Annotated in this window: 13 protein-coding genes; 4 read left to right on the top strand and 9 right to left on the bottom strand. The window is 33.9% G+C overall.

The genetic code is table 11. The features are described 5' to 3' along the window. Positions 1-62: 62 nt before the first annotated feature. Together M0Q24_RS00305 and M0Q24_RS00300 are read left to right on the top strand one after the other, a co-directional pair. The gene (locus M0Q24_RS00305; protein ID WP_295045550.1) at positions 63-4,685 is read left to right on the top strand and encodes a calcium-binding protein; all 4,623 of its coding nucleotides are present in this window, start codon (positions 63-65) and stop codon (positions 4,683-4,685) included. Between the two features lie 61 nt (positions 4,686-4,746). Further along, the gene (locus tag M0Q24_RS00300; RefSeq protein WP_295045547.1) at positions 4,747-5,562 is read left to right on the top strand and encodes an HDOD domain-containing protein; all 816 of its coding nucleotides are present in this window, start codon (positions 4,747-4,749) and stop codon (positions 5,560-5,562) included. A gap of 2 nt (positions 5,563-5,564) precedes the next feature. Here M0Q24_RS00300 and M0Q24_RS00295 read toward each other — a convergent pair whose 3' ends face one another. The 9 genes from M0Q24_RS00295 to M0Q24_RS00255 form a co-directional block, all read right to left on the bottom strand. Further along, positions 5,565-6,464, bottom strand: coding sequence for a tetratricopeptide repeat protein (locus tag M0Q24_RS00295; RefSeq protein ID WP_295045545.1), 900 nt, complete (start codon positions 6,462-6,464; stop codon positions 5,565-5,567). A 2-nt stretch (positions 6,465-6,466) separates the two neighbouring features. Then, on the bottom strand, positions 6,467-6,991 hold the full coding sequence (locus tag M0Q24_RS00290) for a hypothetical protein (protein WP_295045542.1): 525 nt from the start codon (positions 6,989-6,991) through the stop codon (positions 6,467-6,469). Positions 6,992-6,999: 8 nt separating this feature from the next. Next, the gene (locus tag M0Q24_RS00285; protein ID WP_295045540.1) at positions 7,000-9,087 is read right to left on the bottom strand and encodes an EAL domain-containing protein; all 2,088 of its coding nucleotides are present in this window, start codon (positions 9,085-9,087) and stop codon (positions 7,000-7,002) included. After that, a complete protein-coding gene (locus M0Q24_RS00280; RefSeq protein ID WP_295045537.1) occupies positions 9,087-11,384 on the bottom strand; it encodes a TolC family protein in 2,298 nt (765 codons plus the stop codon). Before M0Q24_RS00280 ends, M0Q24_RS00285 begins: the two co-directional genes overlap by 1 nt. Before the next feature lie 26 nt (positions 11,385-11,410). After that, positions 11,411-12,046: a hypothetical protein gene (locus M0Q24_RS00275; protein WP_295045534.1), complete on the bottom strand. Its 636-nt coding sequence runs from the start codon at positions 12,044-12,046 to the stop codon at positions 11,411-11,413. Between the two features lie 3 nt (positions 12,047-12,049). Next, complete coding sequence (locus tag M0Q24_RS00270; protein WP_295045532.1) at positions 12,050-13,141, bottom strand: hypothetical protein; 1,092 nt, start codon at positions 13,139-13,141, stop codon at positions 12,050-12,052. Between the two features lie 15 nt (positions 13,142-13,156). Next, a complete protein-coding gene (locus M0Q24_RS00265; protein ID WP_295045529.1) occupies positions 13,157-14,110 on the bottom strand; it encodes a hypothetical protein in 954 nt (317 codons plus the stop codon). 156 nt (positions 14,111-14,266) lie between these two features. Further along, a complete protein-coding gene (locus tag M0Q24_RS00260) occupies positions 14,267-15,541 on the bottom strand; it encodes an HlyD family type I secretion periplasmic adaptor subunit (protein ID WP_295045526.1) in 1,275 nt (424 codons plus the stop codon). Next, positions 15,538-17,640, bottom strand: coding sequence for a type I secretion system permease/ATPase (locus tag M0Q24_RS00255; RefSeq protein WP_295045523.1), 2,103 nt, complete (start codon positions 17,638-17,640; stop codon positions 15,538-15,540). Before M0Q24_RS00255 ends, M0Q24_RS00260 begins: the two co-directional genes overlap by 4 nt. A 181-nt stretch (positions 17,641-17,821) precedes the next feature. On the opposite strand from M0Q24_RS00255, the gene M0Q24_RS00250 reads away from it, so the two are divergent. Both M0Q24_RS00250 and leuB read left to right on the top strand, forming a co-directional pair. After that, entirely contained in the window at positions 17,822-18,325 is a 504-nt protein-coding gene (locus M0Q24_RS00250; RefSeq protein WP_295045520.1) for a 3-isopropylmalate dehydratase small subunit, read from the top strand. Next, positions 18,325-19,392, top strand: coding sequence for a 3-isopropylmalate dehydrogenase (gene leuB / locus M0Q24_RS00245; RefSeq protein ID WP_295045517.1), 1,068 nt, complete (start codon positions 18,325-18,327; stop codon positions 19,390-19,392). The genes M0Q24_RS00250 and leuB overlap by 1 nt, the downstream gene beginning before the upstream one ends. Positions 19,393-19,394 lie beyond the last annotated feature (2 nt).

Genomic DNA, 19,394 nt, shown 5'->3' with positions numbered 1-19,394 from the left:
TATCTTAATAATGCTAAAATAGAGACAATTAGAAATCCCTTAGTCACTTTGAGGAGAAAATTATGTCACTAGATTTAAATAGCTCAAGCGTTGAGTACAAAAATAACAAAGTCATTATAAAGAGTATTCCTAAAGATGGAGAGAATTTATCTGTTTTTATGAGACCTGGAGATGAAGTAGTCTTTGATATAGAAGGCTTAAACTCTGATGAATTAGAATATATTCTAATAGGTGGAGATATTGTTGTCTCATTTGCTAATGAGGGCGTACTTACATTTCCATCTCTAGGTTTAATGGGCTTTAGTAGCAATCCTCCATATTTTAATTTTGGTTCTAATAAGACAATTTCTGTTGATAATATTTTATCAAAGATAGAAGAAGTAAATGAACTGCCTATAACTTCGGTTGATGCTAGTTTTAAAGTTACTACAAGTAACAATGAAGAAAATGAAGCTCCAACGGGTGTTCAAGTTGTCGTACTCTCACAAAATGAAGGGAGTGCCGGAACAGGTGCTAAGACACAAGATTTTCCTCAAGGAAATGCTCCTTTTAGTCCGAACCATCAACCAGATCCTATATCAAGAAGCACGCCAACAAGTGATCCTTTTATAGAAACTATGCCAAAAAATGATTTTGATGCGTACAAGCAGGATTCAGATTTAGTTCCACCACCTGATGTTGATCTAGTTCCAGATGGTGGAGGAAGTTCAGATCCAGATGACAATACTGGAGATAATGATCTTGAAGACATAGCTAAACCAGCGTTTTATTTTAAGGCTACAGCTCATCAAGTAACATACAGTGAAACTACAGACAGTGATGGAACACCTCTTATTTTAGGTGGTGGTGGTAGTTTAGAGGGTTATGAGTCTGATTCTAAAGAAGTTCAGTTTATGACTGAGACTATAGATATGTCAGCTAGAAATGAAGATATGGTAATCCGTGCTGAAAACTCTACATATTTTGATAACAATCCAACTGGGGTTAACTACCTCTCAAGAGTTTTAAAGTTTACTCCACAGATGCCAGAGGGTTATTTTGTAGATAGTTTTTCTATTACAGGACTTCCAACAGGTATGAAGCTTTTTGACAAAAATGGCAATGAAATCTCAGGAAGCACCATCACAAAAAATCAGATGATCTTTAAAGATGACCTGGGAAATGTCTTGGAGTATGGAAATCCAAACTTTATAATAGATGCTAAAAATGTAGAGTTTACTGTTAAATATAATGATGATATCTCAGATCCTTTTAACATCTCTATAACAGCTAACTACAAGCTAGATCCAGCTTACTATGACACTACCGACCTTGCTCATACTAGAACTCATGAAAATGAATATACTATAGCTCTAAAAGATATAACAGAAGCTGATGATTATGTATATAACAAAAGTGATTTTGTAGATGGTGCTGATGAGGGTTTTATCTTCTCTAAAGAAGCAAATACTAACACTATAAAAGATGGAAGTGGAAATAGCACTATTGTTGGTGGTATAGGCACAGATATAGTCTATCTTGGATCTGGAGATGACACTGTTTACTTAAGTGCTGGAAGCGATACTGTTTATAGTGGAGCTGGTAATAACTTTATAGATGGCGATAATTACTTAAGAGAAGATGGCACTACTAAAGTTCAATATACTGATGGTAGAGATAAAGTAAGTTATGCAGAGGTTAAGAGTTACTCTTTAGCGGAGCTGAAATATTTAAATGATAACAACTATATCACGCCACAAGAGTATCTAAAGCTAACTGGAGGCTATAAAGAGTTAGATGATGATGGAAATGCGATAGCAAATCCTATAGATATTGAGATGCTCAAGCATAGCAAAGGTGTATATGTTGACTTAGAGGGCTTTACATATGGAGCAACGACATGGATAGATACAGATAATGATGGAGTCCTTGATACCGAGGTTAATAATAACGAAGTAATAAATGCACTCTCTAAATTTGCTCTAAAAGAAGATTTTGAATTTACATATAATGAAGATGGAGATGTTACTGGTGTAACTGGTACTAATATTCCTCAAGCAGGGTTAGAAAATATTCAATTAGTTGGTCAAGATAAATTTGTAAATATAGAAGATATAGATGGAAGTGCTTACAATGACATTATCTACGGAAATAACTCAAAAAATATCATAAGTGGTCTTGGCGGAAGCGATATCTTAGATGGTAGAGGCGGGGGAAATGAGCTTTATGGTGGAGAAGGTAGCGATACTCTTTATAGTGGAAGTGGAAATGACAAACTTGATGGTGGAGATGGTACAGACACCGTGAATTATCAGAACTCTACTAGTGGCGTTATAGTTAGACTAGACAAACCAAATGGAGATGAGTTTGAAGACTACTCTACTGGTCATGGAGACGATACACTTATAAGTATAGAAGATGTTATTGGCTCAGAACATAATGATATCATCTATGGAAATGATGGCACTAACTACTTAAGAGGTATGGGAGGAGACGATAAGTTTATAAGTGGTAAAGGTTATGATTTTATCGATGGAGGAGCTGGTAGTGACTACATAGGTTATCATGAAACAGACTACTTGGCATCTGATTTAGGCAAGCTAAATCCAAACTTTATGGAAGAGATAGATGGCATAAGAGTAACTATGGGTACAGACTATGTGATGGTAAAAGAGACAGAGACAGATAGACTTATAGATCTTATAAAAGATATAGAACAAGTTAGTGGAACTAAGGGAAATGACTATATTTGGGGTAATAGTAGTAATGAAACTTTTTGGGGTCATGAAGGAAATGATGACTTAAGAGGATGGGGTGGTAATGACACACTATATGGTGGAGCAGGAGATGACTTTTTGCTTCCGGGAGCTGGGAAAGATCATAGTGATGGTGGAGATGGAGTTGACTTTTTGTATCTCTATCACGATGCACTTAAAAATAAAACTCAGCAATGGATTAGACTTGATGAAAGTGGAACAGTTCAATATACCATAGATCTCACAGGGACTCCAGATACAGTTAAAGTTTGGAATGATGGTTATGATACCAATTCTGGTGGGGTTAATACTGCCATAAATATAGAAGGACTACATGGTTCATCAGGAGCTGATTACATTATTGGTAATTCTCAAAACAATCGTTTTGAAGGTCATAATGGAGATGATGTAATTTATGGAATGGCTGGAGATGATTCGCTAAATGGTGGAGGTGGAGATGACGAGCTTTATGGTGGAGAGGGAAATGATATTATCTACGGACATTCTGCTCATAACTGGGGACTTACAAATAACGACATCATAGATGGTGGTAATGGAATTGATACTCTAAACTACAACTCATCTGCTTATGGTTTTATTTTAGATATGAGTGTTGTTGTTGGTGGATATTCTACTGTTGATTTTTCTACACTTCTACCAACTGCTCATTTAGGTAAAACTATGTTTAATGATCAAATTAAAGGCATTGAAAATATACATGGAAGTAGAGGTAATGATACTATTACAGGTGATGCAAATGCAAACATCATAAATGGTTGGTGGGGTAATGATACTATTTATGGTGGAGGTGGAGACGACAAGCTGTATGGTGGAACATATGTAGATACAATCTATGGTGGAGATGGAGATGACTATATAAACCTTGACCAATACTCTGATACAGACACTAGGGTTCATGCACAAAATAATGAATATGCATATGGTGGAGATGGAAATGACACTATAGTTTCTCAGGGTGGTAGAGATCACCTTTATGGAGAAGCTGGAGATGACACTTTTAGCGTTAGAACAATTCCTTACAATATTCATGGTGGATCTGGAACAGATAAGCTTGAGTTGCTAGGAGATATTAACTTCAATCACTATCATGCAACTACAAGTGTTACAGGATTAGAAGAGTTAAGTCTAGATTCGCACAATGTTTACTTTAACTATGAACAATTTTTTACCGACAACACTTTTTCAAAAGTAGAGGGAGGCGATAACTCTCAGTTGATCGTTTATGGCACAACAAATAGCGATACTTTTGATATAAGTGGGATTAACTTTGATAGCTTTAGTGGTAAGTTGATTTTTGATGCTAGTAGTGGAACAGATACTTTAAAAATGGGAACAGATCAAAGTGTAAATATGAATCAACACTACTATAATTCACTTGAAATATTTGATATTGGAGCTAATTCAGAATTGAATGTAATAGCTCATGATAATAACGGAAGGCCATTTCATGCTCATGATAGAGATTTTACTGGAGTAGATTCAACTGCTAAGATCAACCTTATAGGTGGAACTGGGAATGACTCTTTTTATACTAACTTTGAAGCTCTTTTAGCTGGAAAGTTAACTGTTGATGGTAAAAGTGGTAGTGATATTGTTGATATTAGAACAGATGCAACTAATACTACTTTTACCTTTAATGATGCTTCTGATGCTTCTGGTATGTTTAGTAATATAGAAAGGTTAGAGTTTGATCAGATTTCTGATACCAATAGTATATACTTAAATGCTAACGATATGAGTGATTGGCTTAGTGCTGATAATAATCTTATACTTGATTTAAATACTCAAACGCAAGCAGATAATCTATTTATATCTAATGCTGTAATTACTAACTCTTTAGGGGGTAGTCCTTTTACAGGTTTTGAGATTGGTAAGACCTACGATATAACTCCAAATGATGACATTAGCTTTACAATGCAAGTAGTTTAACTTAAGTTAAACTACTTTTTCTCACATAAAATTTACAAAAATAACATAGGAATTAAAACGAATGAATAACGACATACTGGCTCAAATAGACTCTCTTCCACCTCTTCCACAAACTGTAGTTCACATTGAAGAGTATAAAAACAAAGCAGATAAATCGCCTAAAGAATTAGCAGATATTATAGGGGCGGATCCACTTATTCTCTCAACACTTTTAAAGGTTTCAAACTCAGCTATGTTTGGCTTTAAAAAACGCATAGAGACCTCACAGATGGCTGTTAGTCTTTTGGGTGTGAACTTTACCATCTCTTTAGCTCTTGGAAGTGCTATAAAAAACCTTGTGGAGACTTCGCTAGAACCTTATGGCGCAGACTCAGAGAAGTTCTTAGAGACGGCAGGTCAGGCTATTGTTATGGCTTCTAAACTTGCTAACGAGATAGATCCAGATCTAAGAGACAGACTTCTTCTTCCTACCTTTTTACTTGAGACTGGTAAGTTTATTATCTCAAGAATTATAAAAGAAAAAGATCAAGTTAATGAGTTTTTTGAAGAGGTAAAAATAAGTACAAACATTGCAGATATTGAGAAAAAGTATATAGGTGTTTCCACATCTACAGTTACTGCTGCTATGTTTGAGAAGTGGGGACTCTCACAAACTCTTATAGACGACATAAAGTACGCAGACGAGCCAGCAAACCCAGAGAACAAGAGTCTTTTAGTCTCTCAGATCATCCACATAGCAAACAAGGTTTGTAACATCGTTCATCCTTTTAAAGAGGAGGCTATAACAGAGGCAATAGAGTATGCTAAGGCGAACAATCTTAAGCCAGATGAGTTAGCGAAGATCATAAATGAGATGAAAGCAAAACTAGAAGAGTAGGTTTATAGCAAAGAATTTCGCTCCATAAACCTTGTAGCATCCTCATAGCCGAGGCTATGAGCCTTTTGTAACCACTCTTTTGCTGCTAACTTGTCTGGATCTACTCCATGACCATAAAAGTAAAAAACTCCAACTTGGTATATAGCTCTTAAAAAACCATCGTTTGCAGCTCTTTTGTACCACTCAAATGCAGTTTTGAGATTTTTTTTAACTATAATCCCCTCAGCATATAGATCTCCGAGCTTACTCTGTGCATGATTACTTCCACCCTTAGCACTTCTCTCAAGCCAAAAGAGTGTTTTATCAGCACTATAAGATACATATTCGGACTTGTAATACATCATAGCAAGGTTATACTGTGCTAATGCATCATCACTCCATGCAGCTTCTTGAAACCAAAAAAATGCTTTTTGCAGGTTTTCACCTGTACCATTTCCAAAATAGTAGAGTTTTGCTAAGTTATTTTGAGCAACTCTATCCCCAGCTTCTGCCGCTTTTTTGTACCAAGAGTAGGCTTTTTGCATATTTGATGGAGTAGGGCTGTTCTCGTAAAAAAGACCTAAGTTTAGTTGTGCTTCTATTAGTCCAGATTTTGCTGCTTTTTCGTAATACTCTTGTGCTAAAGAGAGATCTCCTTGAACTCCAAGACCATGTTCGTACATATATGCCAAATTATTTTGTGCTTTTAGATCTCCAGATCTTGATGCACTTTTGTACAAATCAAAAGCTTTTTTATAGTCTTGAACCACTCCATCGCCACTAAAGTAGAGAAGTCCTAAACTAAACATAGCACTAGCATTGTTATCTCTAGCCTCTTTTTCATATAGATCTAACTGCTCTTTAGTTACTGCATGAGAGAGAGTAAAAGAGAGTAGTATAGATCCAAGGATGAGTTTTTTCATAGCTACTTCTCTACCTTTACTTCTTGTAGTGCTTTTTGCTCATTTGGACTACAAAGTAGATGGTTGTTCTGTCCTAGTGCCTCAAACATATGGTGACAATCTATCCACTCATCTTCTAAACCTAAGATAAACTCTAGTCTATTCCAAAAGAGTCTATGTAAAAAGCTATCTGGTTTAAAGTGAGTTACTTCATCGTTTTGTGTGGTAAAGATCTCTAAAGTAAACTCTTTTGTGCCATTTTTATCTATAGGTTTACTACTTAGTACTACATTTTGAACTTCTACATCAATGTCTATAAAGCCAGAAGTAACCCGTTTACTCATATGAAGCCCTCTCCAACCACTATCTAAGATGTTTTTGTGTTCGCTAGAGAAGAAGATTTTCTTTAGAGAGTTGTATAACTCTTGCTCATCGCTTATGTTAAATGTTTTTATAGAGATATTTTCATTTTCTTTTATATTATTTTCAGCTAAAAGCTCAGAAGTTAGTAAAAATAGAGTGATTAAAAAGGTTGCAATTTTTTTCATAATATATCCTAGCTTGAAGTTCCATAGACACCTAGCATTTCAAATGCAAGATAGTCCTGTTTGCTCTTTAGTGAGTCTCCTATAACTTTGATGTTATGCTTATGAGAGAACTCTATGATCTGCTTTACTACGCCATGTTTGGTGCTATCTTTTTTGAAATCTTGACAAAAACTTCTATCTAGTTTTAGATATGTTGGTTTTAACTCTTTAAAGCTATCAAGATTTAGATCTGTTGGATCATACTTCTTTATCATTGTCTCTATATTTAACTCTCTTAGTACGCTGTAAAAGTGGCTGAATTCTTCAAAATTACTTGCCACACTATAACTAGGTGAAGTGAAGATGATCTTTTGCATGAATTTATTTTCTTTAGAGGTCTCTTGTAGCCATGACATAAAGAGTTTATTTGTTATAGTTGAGACAGATAAAACGATACAGATCTGATGCTCAATCTCCCCTAGCTCAATCTGCTCTAATGCTTTTATGATAAGTGCCTTGTCAAAATCAGCCACAACACCAAGTCTCTCAGCGACAGATATAAACTTTCCTGTAGGAATATTTTCAAATGTAAAACTATCTATGATAAGAGGCGAGATCTCTTGGATAAGAGTCTTTGGTTCATCTCCAAACTCAACTGTATCGTGAAGGTATTGCAGTACAAAGTCATTTCGTTTTATGATATCTTTAATGCTTCCCTCTAGCTTCTTCATAGACTCAGCCTGTTGTTTTAAGTCTACTATGTGGTAGAACTTACTCTTTTGTGCTAAGGCACTCTCATAAGCTTCTTGAGCATTCTCTATGTTTGACTCTATCGTTCCATACTGATCAAAAGGAACTGCTCCAAAGTAGATAGATCTGTCAAAGAAGTAGTACTTATCTACTAGCTTGTCTATAAGTTTTAGTATTTCATTTAAAGTGTCTTCTACTTTTTGTAGATCTTTTTCATATAAAAGCATAGAAAATTCTCCACCAAAAAATCTATAGAGGACTCCATCTCTATCTCTTTGGCTATGAAAATAGTGTTGCACAGTTTTTGCAAAATCTTCAATAAGTGAGTTTACAATCTCAGGTCCATGATTTTTAGTAAAGATACCAATCTTGTCAATCTTTAAGTAGATAACATAACCCTCTCTACTTGATATAAACATATATTTTAGGTCGTTTTCAAATGATTTTTTGTTTGGGAGTCCTGTTAGCTCATCACTTCTCTCTTTTTGGTAGATAATGTCTCTACTAACAGTTAGATCATTTGTTGTATTTATAAACTTCTTGCTCAGATCTACACTGTTTTGGCTTAAAAGATCTAGCTCTTTAAAGTTAGTTTTTTGCTCTTTAAAGTCAAGCATTTTTCCCTTTAGTACATTTGTAAGATAGAGATTTAAATTATCCATAGAACTTTTTAAACTCTTGTATATTACAAATCTATATAGTAGATAAGCGAATATAGTGATAACTAAAAGAAGAGATCCAAGTGCTAACATAAAGGTATCTAGCTTAGCATCTAATGACTCTTGATTAAATGTGCTTTTGTATGAGATCCAAAGAGAAAAAGTATCTTGATCCACCCTTGTTAACTTAGTTGTTGAATCAACTTCGCTACTTTGTAAAAAGCGAGTTTTTATCTCAAGAGGAACTAAAAAATCTTTGATAACACTATCTTTTATGGCTTGAAATTTTATATTTACACTTTGTAGCTCTTGTTTATCATCTGCTAGAGTTAGTTTGTAAACTCCTGTCTTAGTTGTGTTTATCTGTGCTATATTTACGTCTATAGTAACATCGCTTATAAACCAATCACTCTCTTTTAAGTAAACCATCTCAAGAAGAATTTTGTCACTAAAAGTGTAGTTTTTTAGCTCTAGTTTTGCATCTACTAAAGATGAACTTCCTTTTAAAATATATATAGCATTTTTAAACAGCTCAAGATTGTTTTGTTCTATAGAGTCTTTAGTGATTTGTAGTAGTTTTGACTTTAGCATAGCTTCTTCTTGTGATGCTTTTATTTGCTCAGAACTATCTATATGATTACTGTAGATAGTAGAAGATATTGCAAATGTAGCAATCAAAAAAGCGATGATATAGATCAAAGTTTTCATTATTCGTTAAACTTCCTATAGAGTGTTTGCTTAGAAGAGATCTTCTCTATAACTGGCATAAACTCTGTCTTTATACTTCCAAGATTCTCTAATGCAAGGTTTGCATCTTCATAAGTAGGATAGATTCCCATCATGAGCTTTACCAATTTTTTGTCTTTACCAAAATAAAAGGCAAAACTCTCTTTTTCTATCTTAGCATTTTCTATGATTTTACCTGCACTTTCCATAGAAGAAAGGGTAGTTATATTGATAGTAAAACTATCTTCTGACGCTTTAAGGAAGTCCTCTTTAAAGCTTTTATCTGTTTGAAATGCCAACTCTTGTTGAGCTAGCAGATCTTTATATTTGTCTAACTCTTTTTCATCAACTAACAAAAGATCTGCAAAATCGTTAAAACTCTTTTGCACTGTTTTTATAAGTTCTATTTTTGCTTTTTTATTGTTTTTGAGTTTTAGTTTACTTTGTGCAATACCTGCTTCTGATTTAGTTTTAAAGATACCATAAGCTATGTTCGTTTGAATCTTTTTATCTTTATAAGAGTGATATATAAAAGAGCTATCTTCAATACTAAGCTCATCTATCATACCAAGAGCTTCTATGGAGCTATCAAACTTAGATATGACTATAGTATAGCTTTGTGAGTCTTGTAGTAAAAAGTTTTCATGAAAAGAGAGGATACCATCGAGTGTAGGTTTTTTACTATCAAGATCTACTGCTTCGCTACTTTTAACCTCTTTCTCAAGAGGTGGCAAATCACTCTTTGTAGTTGTGTTTTTATCTACTATACTTAGGGAATTATCTAAAATAACATACTCTATATCTTCATCTTTTTTAACTTTAGCATGTTGCATTCTGTAGTCTGATTTTGCCATATCGAGATAGTTTTCATTTTCTATATCTATATGAAAATAATCAAGTAATTCGCCAGAGAGACGAAGTATCTCAAAGTAGTCCTTCATACTGTCTTGTTGGTTTTGTATATAGCTTAGTTCTGCAGTGTTTAACTGTCTTTGAGCCTCAAGAAGTACATATAGATCTTGTTCACCATTTCTAAAGCTCTCCCAATAAGATTCAACCATCTTTGCAGATGCATCTACTTCTTTTTGAGCATTAGATAAGTTATCTTGAAGAGAGGTAAGAGAGGTGTGAAACTTTTCTAATCCCCATTTTATTCTTCTAATCTCTGCTTTTTTATCAAAGATTTTTTCTTTGATTTGAGAAAAAGCATTTAGATATTTTTTTTCATCTCTTCCACCATTATAAAGGTTGTAGTTTAAGAGGAGTTTTACATAGTATCTCTCTTCATCCTCTTCAACACTCTCTTTATAAGTCATTCTCTCAGCACCAGCAACAAAATCAACCTTAGGTCTAAAAGCTGATTTGAGTTTTTTAAGGTTATGTTTTTTGCTTAGGATTTGATACTCTATAGCTTGAAGTTCAGAGTTCTTTATTAATGAACTCTCTAACATTTCATCAAAATCTCTAAGTTCTACTTTTGTTATCTTCTCATGTGGATAAGTCTCCTCAAATGACTCTCCAACTATAAACTCAAAATACTCTAACGCATTTATATATACAGAGTTTGTCCTTGATGATTGAGTTTTAGCGTTTGAAACACTCGCTTCAATGTTACTAAGCTCACCAATAGACAAAGCTCCCGCATCGTACTTTGTTTTAACGATTTCAAAGATCTTTTCAAGCTCTTTTATGTTTTTGTCACTAGCTTCAAGAGACTCTCTTGAAAATAGTACATCAACATAAGAAACAATGGCCTTTTGTATCTCTAACTCTAAGAGTTTTTTATATTCAGCTCTTGAGAGTAGATATAGAGCTCTTAATCTCTCTACATCATTTTGAGTCTCTCCACCTGCATATAGGTTTTGAGATAGTTTTAAAGAGTAAACTTCATCACGAAAATATCTAGAGTCATAGATGCTATTGCCTTTCTTTTTCTCTTCTGCATCGAGTTGCGTTTGTGTTCTAGTGTAAGATGCATCAATAGAAGGATAGTAGTTTGCAAAGGCGATATCTACATCAGTTTTAGCTTGTATCATCTTCTCTCTTGCTGATTTTATCTTGTGACTAGCAGAGATGGTTTGAAGTACTACATCAATGAGATCTATTTCTCGCAATTGACTAGGAACTACCTCTGTTACTGAAGAGTCTTCATAATCCTTGTTCTCATCTATTTTAATGTTTTTATAGCTTTGTGTAATATCTTCTATATCCACTACAACTTCATTTGCATAAGAGCTTAAAGAAAATATGAAAAATATTAAAACTACTATTTTTTGCACGTTAAACTATCCTTTTTAAAATTTTATTATTTTTTTCTATTTATGAGTATAACTGCATAACCAGATTCATGTTCTACTAAATTTTTTTGCGGAATATTTTCTTTTAACCTAACTACTACATCATCATTTCTATAGTCAAACTTACGAATTAAATTTCTAATATTTATAATTCTAGAGAGTGCTAACTGTTTAGATACAGAGGCACTGACTTGGTTTTTTGGTTCTTTTATATAGAGAGAAACATAGTGACCATAGAACTTCTCCTTAGCATTTTTTAAAAACTTGTCAATATCCTCAATGCTTTTAGTATCTAAAATAACTTCATTACCTAAGTACTTTATTATCATCCAATCATCATAGATAAGATTTTCCTGTCGCACAAAGTTGTTTTGAACATTGCTATAATCAGCACCAGCAGAAGGCATGATTTTTTCTTTTGAGTCACTTTGAAGCAAAGGCTCAACCTTAGATACTAAGGGTTTTATAGTCATTTCTTTAATAGCAACTGTGCCAGTATAAGAAATCTTATATCTAAACTGTGAGTAGTAAGTTATATTTACGATAAGAACTAGCATAAACATCAAAACAACCATAATAACCGAAGCAAAGAGATCAACAAAACTAGGCCATGGGTTAAATGGTTCTACTCTTTTTTTCGCCATTTACTAAGCCTTATCCTTGGTATCTAGCTTAATAAGGAGTTCTTTTAACATTTCATTGTTTTTTTCTTGAAGCTCTAGCATCGCTTTTATGCTTCTTCCAGAGTTAACAGTAGCGGCTGATAGATCTTCTATGGAGCTAACTAAAGATGATGAACTTTGATAACTGCTTATGTTTAAGTCTTTTATACCAGAAGAGATATTCTCTAGTGCTAGCATCTCATTTTTTGCGGCTTGTGACTCTCCATCTATACTTTGAGACAAAATTTTTAAGATATTTTCATTTGCTTTGTTTGACTCTTGCATACTACTTGTAAAGTTACTTATCTTTTGTGTGAAAATTTCCATAACCTGAGACATTGAAGATCCACCACTACTTGCAACACTACCATCAGATGAAGCAACAGGAGATTCTATAATCAAAGAGCTGATCCAGTCTTGTATATCTTCTATAAAAACAGCTTGATTTTTCTCTAATATATAACCTTTAATACCAAGTATGATAGCTGAAGCAACACCAAACAAAGATGATCCAAAACCTACAGACATTCCGCTTATAGGACCATTTAATCTTTTCATAACTTCACCGAGGTTTACATCACCTTGGAGTGATAAAACTATAGTTCCCATCTCATTTAATGATATTAGTAGTCCTGAGAAAGTTCCTAGAAGTCCTATCATTAAACTCATACTAATAAAAAAAGTAATATAACTTTTTTGATTTATAAACTTCTCTTCAAGCCAATCTACAACATCAGAAGCTTCTGTATGAGTAAAGTATATATTTTGATGAGATGCTCTTTGTGCGAACATTTTAGCAACATTTTCAGGAAAGATTTTATCTATGCCATTCATATAAAATTCTAATGAACCGCCTTTTTTATAGCGAACTACTGCAAATGTTCCTGTGAGCATTACAAGTTCCATGGTGGCTTTTAAAATAACTACAATACCAATACAAAGGACTGTTAGAACGGCGATGTTAAATGTTAAGGTGGTCATGAAAAAACCATAGATGCTCGTGAGGTTTGCATATACTATAAAAAATATAAATAGCCACAAAATCCCATAAACTTTAAGTATTCGTAATCTACGCATCAGCTAGCATCCTCCTTAAAGTAAAAATAGTAATAACGAGACAATGAGTCCAAGTGTTATCATAACTACTTGATTTGCCATTTTTTGAACCATATTTATAAAGCCACTCTCTTCATTAATACTCTCACCTAGCACAACAAGCCCTATATCTACACCATTTATATCTCTGATAATTCTTGAGTTTAAAAAATACTCTTTATCAGATATGTAATTTTCTTTAGTTAGAACTTCTAAGGTGTTAATATCAAGACTACTAATGTATGAAATTATTTTATTGCTGTGGTTTTTAATATTTACTATATGATTTTTACCTATATCATTATAGATACCATCTTTGCTTTTTATTGAAAGAAATGGCAACATCTTTTTATCTAGTAAAAATGTAAACTCTTTAGATCTTCTATCAAAGCTATTTTTTATAGAGTAGATACTCTCTTTTGCTTCAACAATGCCTATCACAGCATCATCTTTAATGATTGGTAAGAGATATACATAAAAAACACCATCAAAAAGAACTTCTATACCAAAAATGTTGTTTTTTGTTTGCAAGGAAGAGACTACAGAACTACGAAACTTATCTGTGTTGTTTTGTCTTGAATAAAACTCAATACTAAGAGTATTTTGATCTGTTTGATCTAATTTTGTGTTGATATCATCTTTTATCTTTGTAATAGTTTCTATATTGTTATCTTCTATTGCTTTGATAAGGGTTGTGTCATAAGAAGTTATCGTTGATATCTCTTGAAGCTTTATCTCTTGGAGTTTCTCTAAGTCTTTAAATGCACTTTCAAACTCTTTAGTTTGGCTAATGTAGACTTCTTTTGAGATGTTGTCCGTTGTACTTATTAACAGAAGTAAAGCTAAACTTATTCCGGCACAAGCTACTATAAAAATAGTTGTAAACCACAATCTTTTATTTTGTTTCAATTTAGTCATTAAATTGTTAAGCATCTTTATAAAACCAAACACTGTTTTAATCCTTTGTTGAAGTTGATAATCTCACACTCTTCATATAGATTCCTCGGAAGTTAAATATCTTGCTTTCTTTTAAATATATAATATAAAATAGTCATAATTGTACCTAAAATGTTCTTAATAAAATGAATAAATATTTTAAGATAGTCTCTAATGCTCAGTTAAAGCTCTGTATTTGATATCTTTCATCGGTTTTAATAGATAGTGAAGTATAGTCCTTTTACCTGTAAGTATATTTACATTTGCTGTCATGCCTATTAGAATGGGGGAGTCATCGTCAAATCTATAATTATTTGCTCTTACTTTTATAGTGTAAAAACTCCCACCTTTATCATCTGTTGAGCTATCAGGAGAGATCCCTATAAGTTTACCTTTTACAAGACCGTATTTTGAAGACTCGTAGGCTGTTATTTCTATAAAGACATCTTGACCAGGATAGATGTATGCTCTGTCTGCTGTGTTTATCTTAGCTTCTATCATCAACTCATCTTCAAGAGGTGAGATCTCAGCTATTGTCTCACCAGACTTTACAATTCCGCCAATGGTGTTGTAGTTGATCTTATTTACAATTCCTTTTGTTGGACTACTAACTGCTATCCTCGCATCTCTATCAACATCAGTTTGCATAAGCTCTTCTAGTTTTTTTATCTCAATTTGAACTTCACTATTTTCTTGAAGTAGCTTAGATCTAATATCTAGTTTTTTAGAATCTATCTTGTTGAAAAATTCTTTGATCTCTGTCTTTAAAACAGGTATTGTATATCTTATTTCTTGTAGTTGAGTGTATAGTTTCTGTTTTACAGATAGATTTTGTAGGTACTTTTCTTTGGAAATTGCACCTTTTTTGCTAAGTTCTTCTTGGATTTTCATATTTTGCTGTGATAAGTTGTATTCTATGGATAGATTCTCTAATCTAATGTCAAACTCTTTTAATCTAGCTTTTTTTTGATTTAATTGCTCTTGTAATATTGAGAGTTCTGAGTCATTTCCTCTCTTTTGAGAGTAAAAAATAGCAATCTCATTTTCAATAATTAGGGGGATGCTTTCATAAATATTTTTATCAAATGTTAGTTCTTTTTCATCTTGGAGTAGGGAAGATATTCTTTTTAATTTTGCTTGATATGCTGTTAGCTTGATGATATTTTCTCTTTGTTCAGAGATAAAGTATTGGTTTTTGATTCTAAATAAAACCTCTCCTTTTTTAACCACATCTCCCTCAGCAACTAAAATGTGAGTAATTATTCCACCTTCTAGGTGTTGAAGTAGTCTAGTTTGACCAGATGGGATAACCTTTCCAACACCCTTAACACTCTCATCTATCTCGGCAAAATAAGCCCAGATCAAAAAAACAGTTATAAAAACAATGATAGGAAGCACAAAAAAACGATAGTTCCAGCTTCTCTCTTGTAAGTATCTATAACTCATTGCTTACCTTTTGGCGGGTTTCTTAGTGTTTCTAAGACTTTATCTCTAGGTCCATCAGCTACAACTCTTCCCTCATTAATAACTAAGATCCTATCTACTAACTCTAATGCGGCGAGTCTATGGGTAATGACTATAAGAGTTTTTTCTTTTCCTAAGCCACTGTTTAGTCTGTCGATAAGTTTTTTCTCTAGACCGATATCAAGCCCTGAAGTAGGTTCATCTAAAATGAGCATTGAGGGCTCTGTGGCTATAGCGCGAGCTAGTGAGACTAAGTGTCTTTGTCCAACTGAGAGATTTGAGCCTCTCTCTCCCACTTGAAGTGAATCGCCTTTACCAGATTTTTTAATGAGATCATCAAGCCCTACAAAAGTAACTATCTCTAACATTCTCTCTTTGCTGATAGGGCGAAAAAGCTCTATGTTCTCTTTTATAGTAGCGTTAAATAAAAATGGCTCTTGAGGCATGATCCCAATATTTTGGCGAATTTCTACGGGATGAATAGTAGATATATCATGGTTATCAAGATAGATAGATCCAGTAGTTGGTTTATATAAGCCCATGAGAAGGTTTAACAAGGTACTTTTTCCAGCCCCAGTTTGACCTATGATGCCAACTCTCTCGCCAGCTTCTATCATAAATGAGACATTGTCAATTGCTTTGTGTTTGCTCTCATCAAAAGTAAAGGAGACATTTTTAAACTCTAGCCTTCCTTTTAGAACTCCAACTCCAGACTCAGCACTCTCTTTATCTTCCGTTGGTTTTGACATAAACTCATCTATGCGATCTATTGACTCACTCATCTCTTTTACTCTTATAACAATCCCCGACAAGCTCACTATGGGCATCATAGCTCTGCTTGCTAACATGGTTACGGCTATTAGTGCTCCAACGCTTAAGTTCTTCTCTGAGATCTCAAAAACTCCTAAGATAACCACTAAAATAACTACAAGCTGTAGTAAGAATTGTGAAATATTCATAGAGAGAGTATGAAGAGATTGTATCCTCATCCCAATACCATCTGCAAAAGCTACAATATTTCTCCAAAGGTGCATTCTAGTAGGAGTTGCATTGTTAAGTTTAATGCTCTGCGTTCCTTGAATAGACTCATAAATAAAACTGTACTTTAGTTGAAGATTTTCAGAGCTATTTTTACTTAACTTTGAGATAGGTCTTTGCATCAAAAGGTTAAAAAGGATAATGAGGACTGCAAAAATAAAAGGAACTAGGGCAATTATGGGGGAGATTATATAGATAACAACTATCGCAATTATAAAAAATGGAAAGTCTATGATCTGGACCATAGATCTGTTTGTAAAAAAGTCACGAACCTGTTGGAGCTCTTTAAAAAGATTTGCTTTGCTTCCTGACATATATTTATCGTGCTGTGTGTCGATGAGCATCATTTTTCGCATTAGCTCCTCTTCCCAAAAGAGTCCTAGATCTTTTGAGACATTTTCTATGATGTGGCTTCTTGCATACTTTAGTATGATGTCAAAGATGAGGATGATTAGAGTTCCACTAGCTAAGACAAAGAGTGTCTCATAAGCTTGATTTGGGACAACTCTGTTGTAGATATTCATAACAAAAAGAGGAATAGCAAGAGCAAAAATGTTTATAAATAGTGTAAGAATCGCTATCTCTATATATACTCTCCAGTTTGCACGAAGAGGCTCATAAAACCAAGATTTGACTTCATCTGAATCCATCTGTTTTATGTGGTTTGTATCTCTAAAGATAAGGAGCGCTTTTTTGTAGAGTTTTAGTCCATCAAGAGAGATCTCAAGTTCATTGTTATCTGTAGGATTTAGTATAATAGCTTTGTCTTTTGCTTTTTTGAGGTAGACCAAAGGGTTATCATTAGCATCAAAAATAATACAAGGAAGAAGACTTTCTTGTATGGAGTCTGCAGAGATTTTTCTTTGTAATACACTTAATTTAAAGCTTTTTAAAACTTCTTTTGCATGAGGAATATCAAAAACATCACTTTTAATAAAGAAAGCACTTATGCTCTTAAAACTGACATCACCAAAGTAAAAATCTAATATATGCTTAACACATTTTAACAATGGATCTTTTTTTAAAGTATCTTCTGTTAGCACTGTTGTTTATATCCTACTAGTTTGAATTAGTAGTTATTGTATCACAAAGTAAAGTAAACTTTTCTTTTTTTGGTCACAATTGGTGGCTCTAGATCTCTTTGGGAAGATTTATTTAAACTAATACCAATCTCACTTTGGATACAATCACGAAAATATTTTAAAAATATAAGTAGGATTTAATATGCAAAAAGCAAATATTGAGGGAAAAGTTTGGACCTTTGGAAAAGATATCGACACTGATCTAATCATCGCTGCACGATACCTAAGTACATCAGTTCCAGAAGAACTTGCAAAACATGTAATGGAAGATGCAGATCCTGAGTTTGTAAAAAATATGAGTAGTGGTGATGTTATAGTTGCAGGTGAAAACTTTGGTTGTGGAAGCTCACGCGAGCACGCACCAATAGCACTAAAAGCAGCAGGTGTCGCAGCAGTTATAGCTCCAACTTTTGCAAGAATTTTTTATAGAAACTCTTTTAACATGGGACTTCCAATCTTTGAACTAAAAGAGAGTGCTGAGATCTCGCAAGGTGATAGTATAAGTGTAGATATGAACAATGGAACAATTACAAATAAAACTACGAACAAAACATATAAATTCACTCCGATCCCTGAGTTTATGCAAGAGCTTATAGACGCTGGTGGTCTGATGAATTATGCTGCAAATGAAGTAAAAGGTAAGTAATGAAAAAGTATAAAATAACACTTATAAAAGGCGATGGGATAGGTCCTGAAATAGTAGATGAAGCTGTTAAAGTTTTAGATGCTGTAGCATCTTGCAGTGATTTTAGCTTTAGCTATGAAGAGGCTTTAATGGGCGGTTGTGCTTATGATATCACAGGAGATCCACTACCAAAAGAGACTATAAGCATTGCACTCAACTCAGATGCAGTTCTTTTTGGCGCTATTGGTGGAGAGAAGTGGGACGCACTTCCTCGCGAGATGAGACCAGAGAGTGGACTTTTAAGATTTAGAAAAGAGCTAGGAGTTTACGCAAATCTACGTCCAGCTGTTGTTTATGATGAGCTTATAAATGCATCATCACTTAAAGCATCAGTAGTAAAAGGTGTAGATCTGATGGTTGTTCGAGAGCTAATTGGTGGGATCTATTTTGGAGAGCCAAAGGGTAGAACTGCTGATAAGGGTTGGAACACTATGGTTTATACTCGTGATGAGATAGTTCGCATAGCTCACCAAGCCTTTAAAATTGCAATGCAGAGATCTAAAAGAGTTTGTTCAGTCGATAAGGCAAATGTTTTAGATGTCTCTCAACTTTGGAGAGATACGGTTATAGAAGTTGCAAAAGAGTACCCAGAAGTAGAACTTAGTCATATGTATGTAGATAATGCTGCAATGCAACTCATAAGAGATCCAAGACAGTTCGATGTAATGTTAACTGGAAATATATTTGGAGATATCCTAAGTGATGAAGCATCTATGCTCTCAGGCTCGATCGGACTTTTACCATCTGCATCTGTTGGAGCAAAAATAGGTGTTTATGAGCCAATTCATGGATCAGCACCAGATATCGCAGGTCAAGGAATTGCAAACCCTATAGCTACTATTGCATCTGCATCTATGATGTTAAGATATGGACTTGATGAGATTGAAGCGGCTGATAAGATAGATACTGCCATTAAAAAAGCATTAAGTGAGGGTTATAGAACTCAAGATCTAGCACAGTTTGACGCTAAAGAAGTATGTTCTACTAGCGAGATGGGATCTATCATCGCTAACTATATAGTAAGATAAAA

It is taken from the genome of Sulfurimonas sp. (genome assembly GCF_023228785.1).
Taxonomy (GTDB): Bacteria; Campylobacterota; Campylobacteria; order Campylobacterales; family Sulfurimonadaceae; genus Sulfurimonas.
The sequence above is the reverse complement of the archived record's forward strand: the minus strand, read 5'-3'. Positions and strand labels throughout refer to the sequence as shown.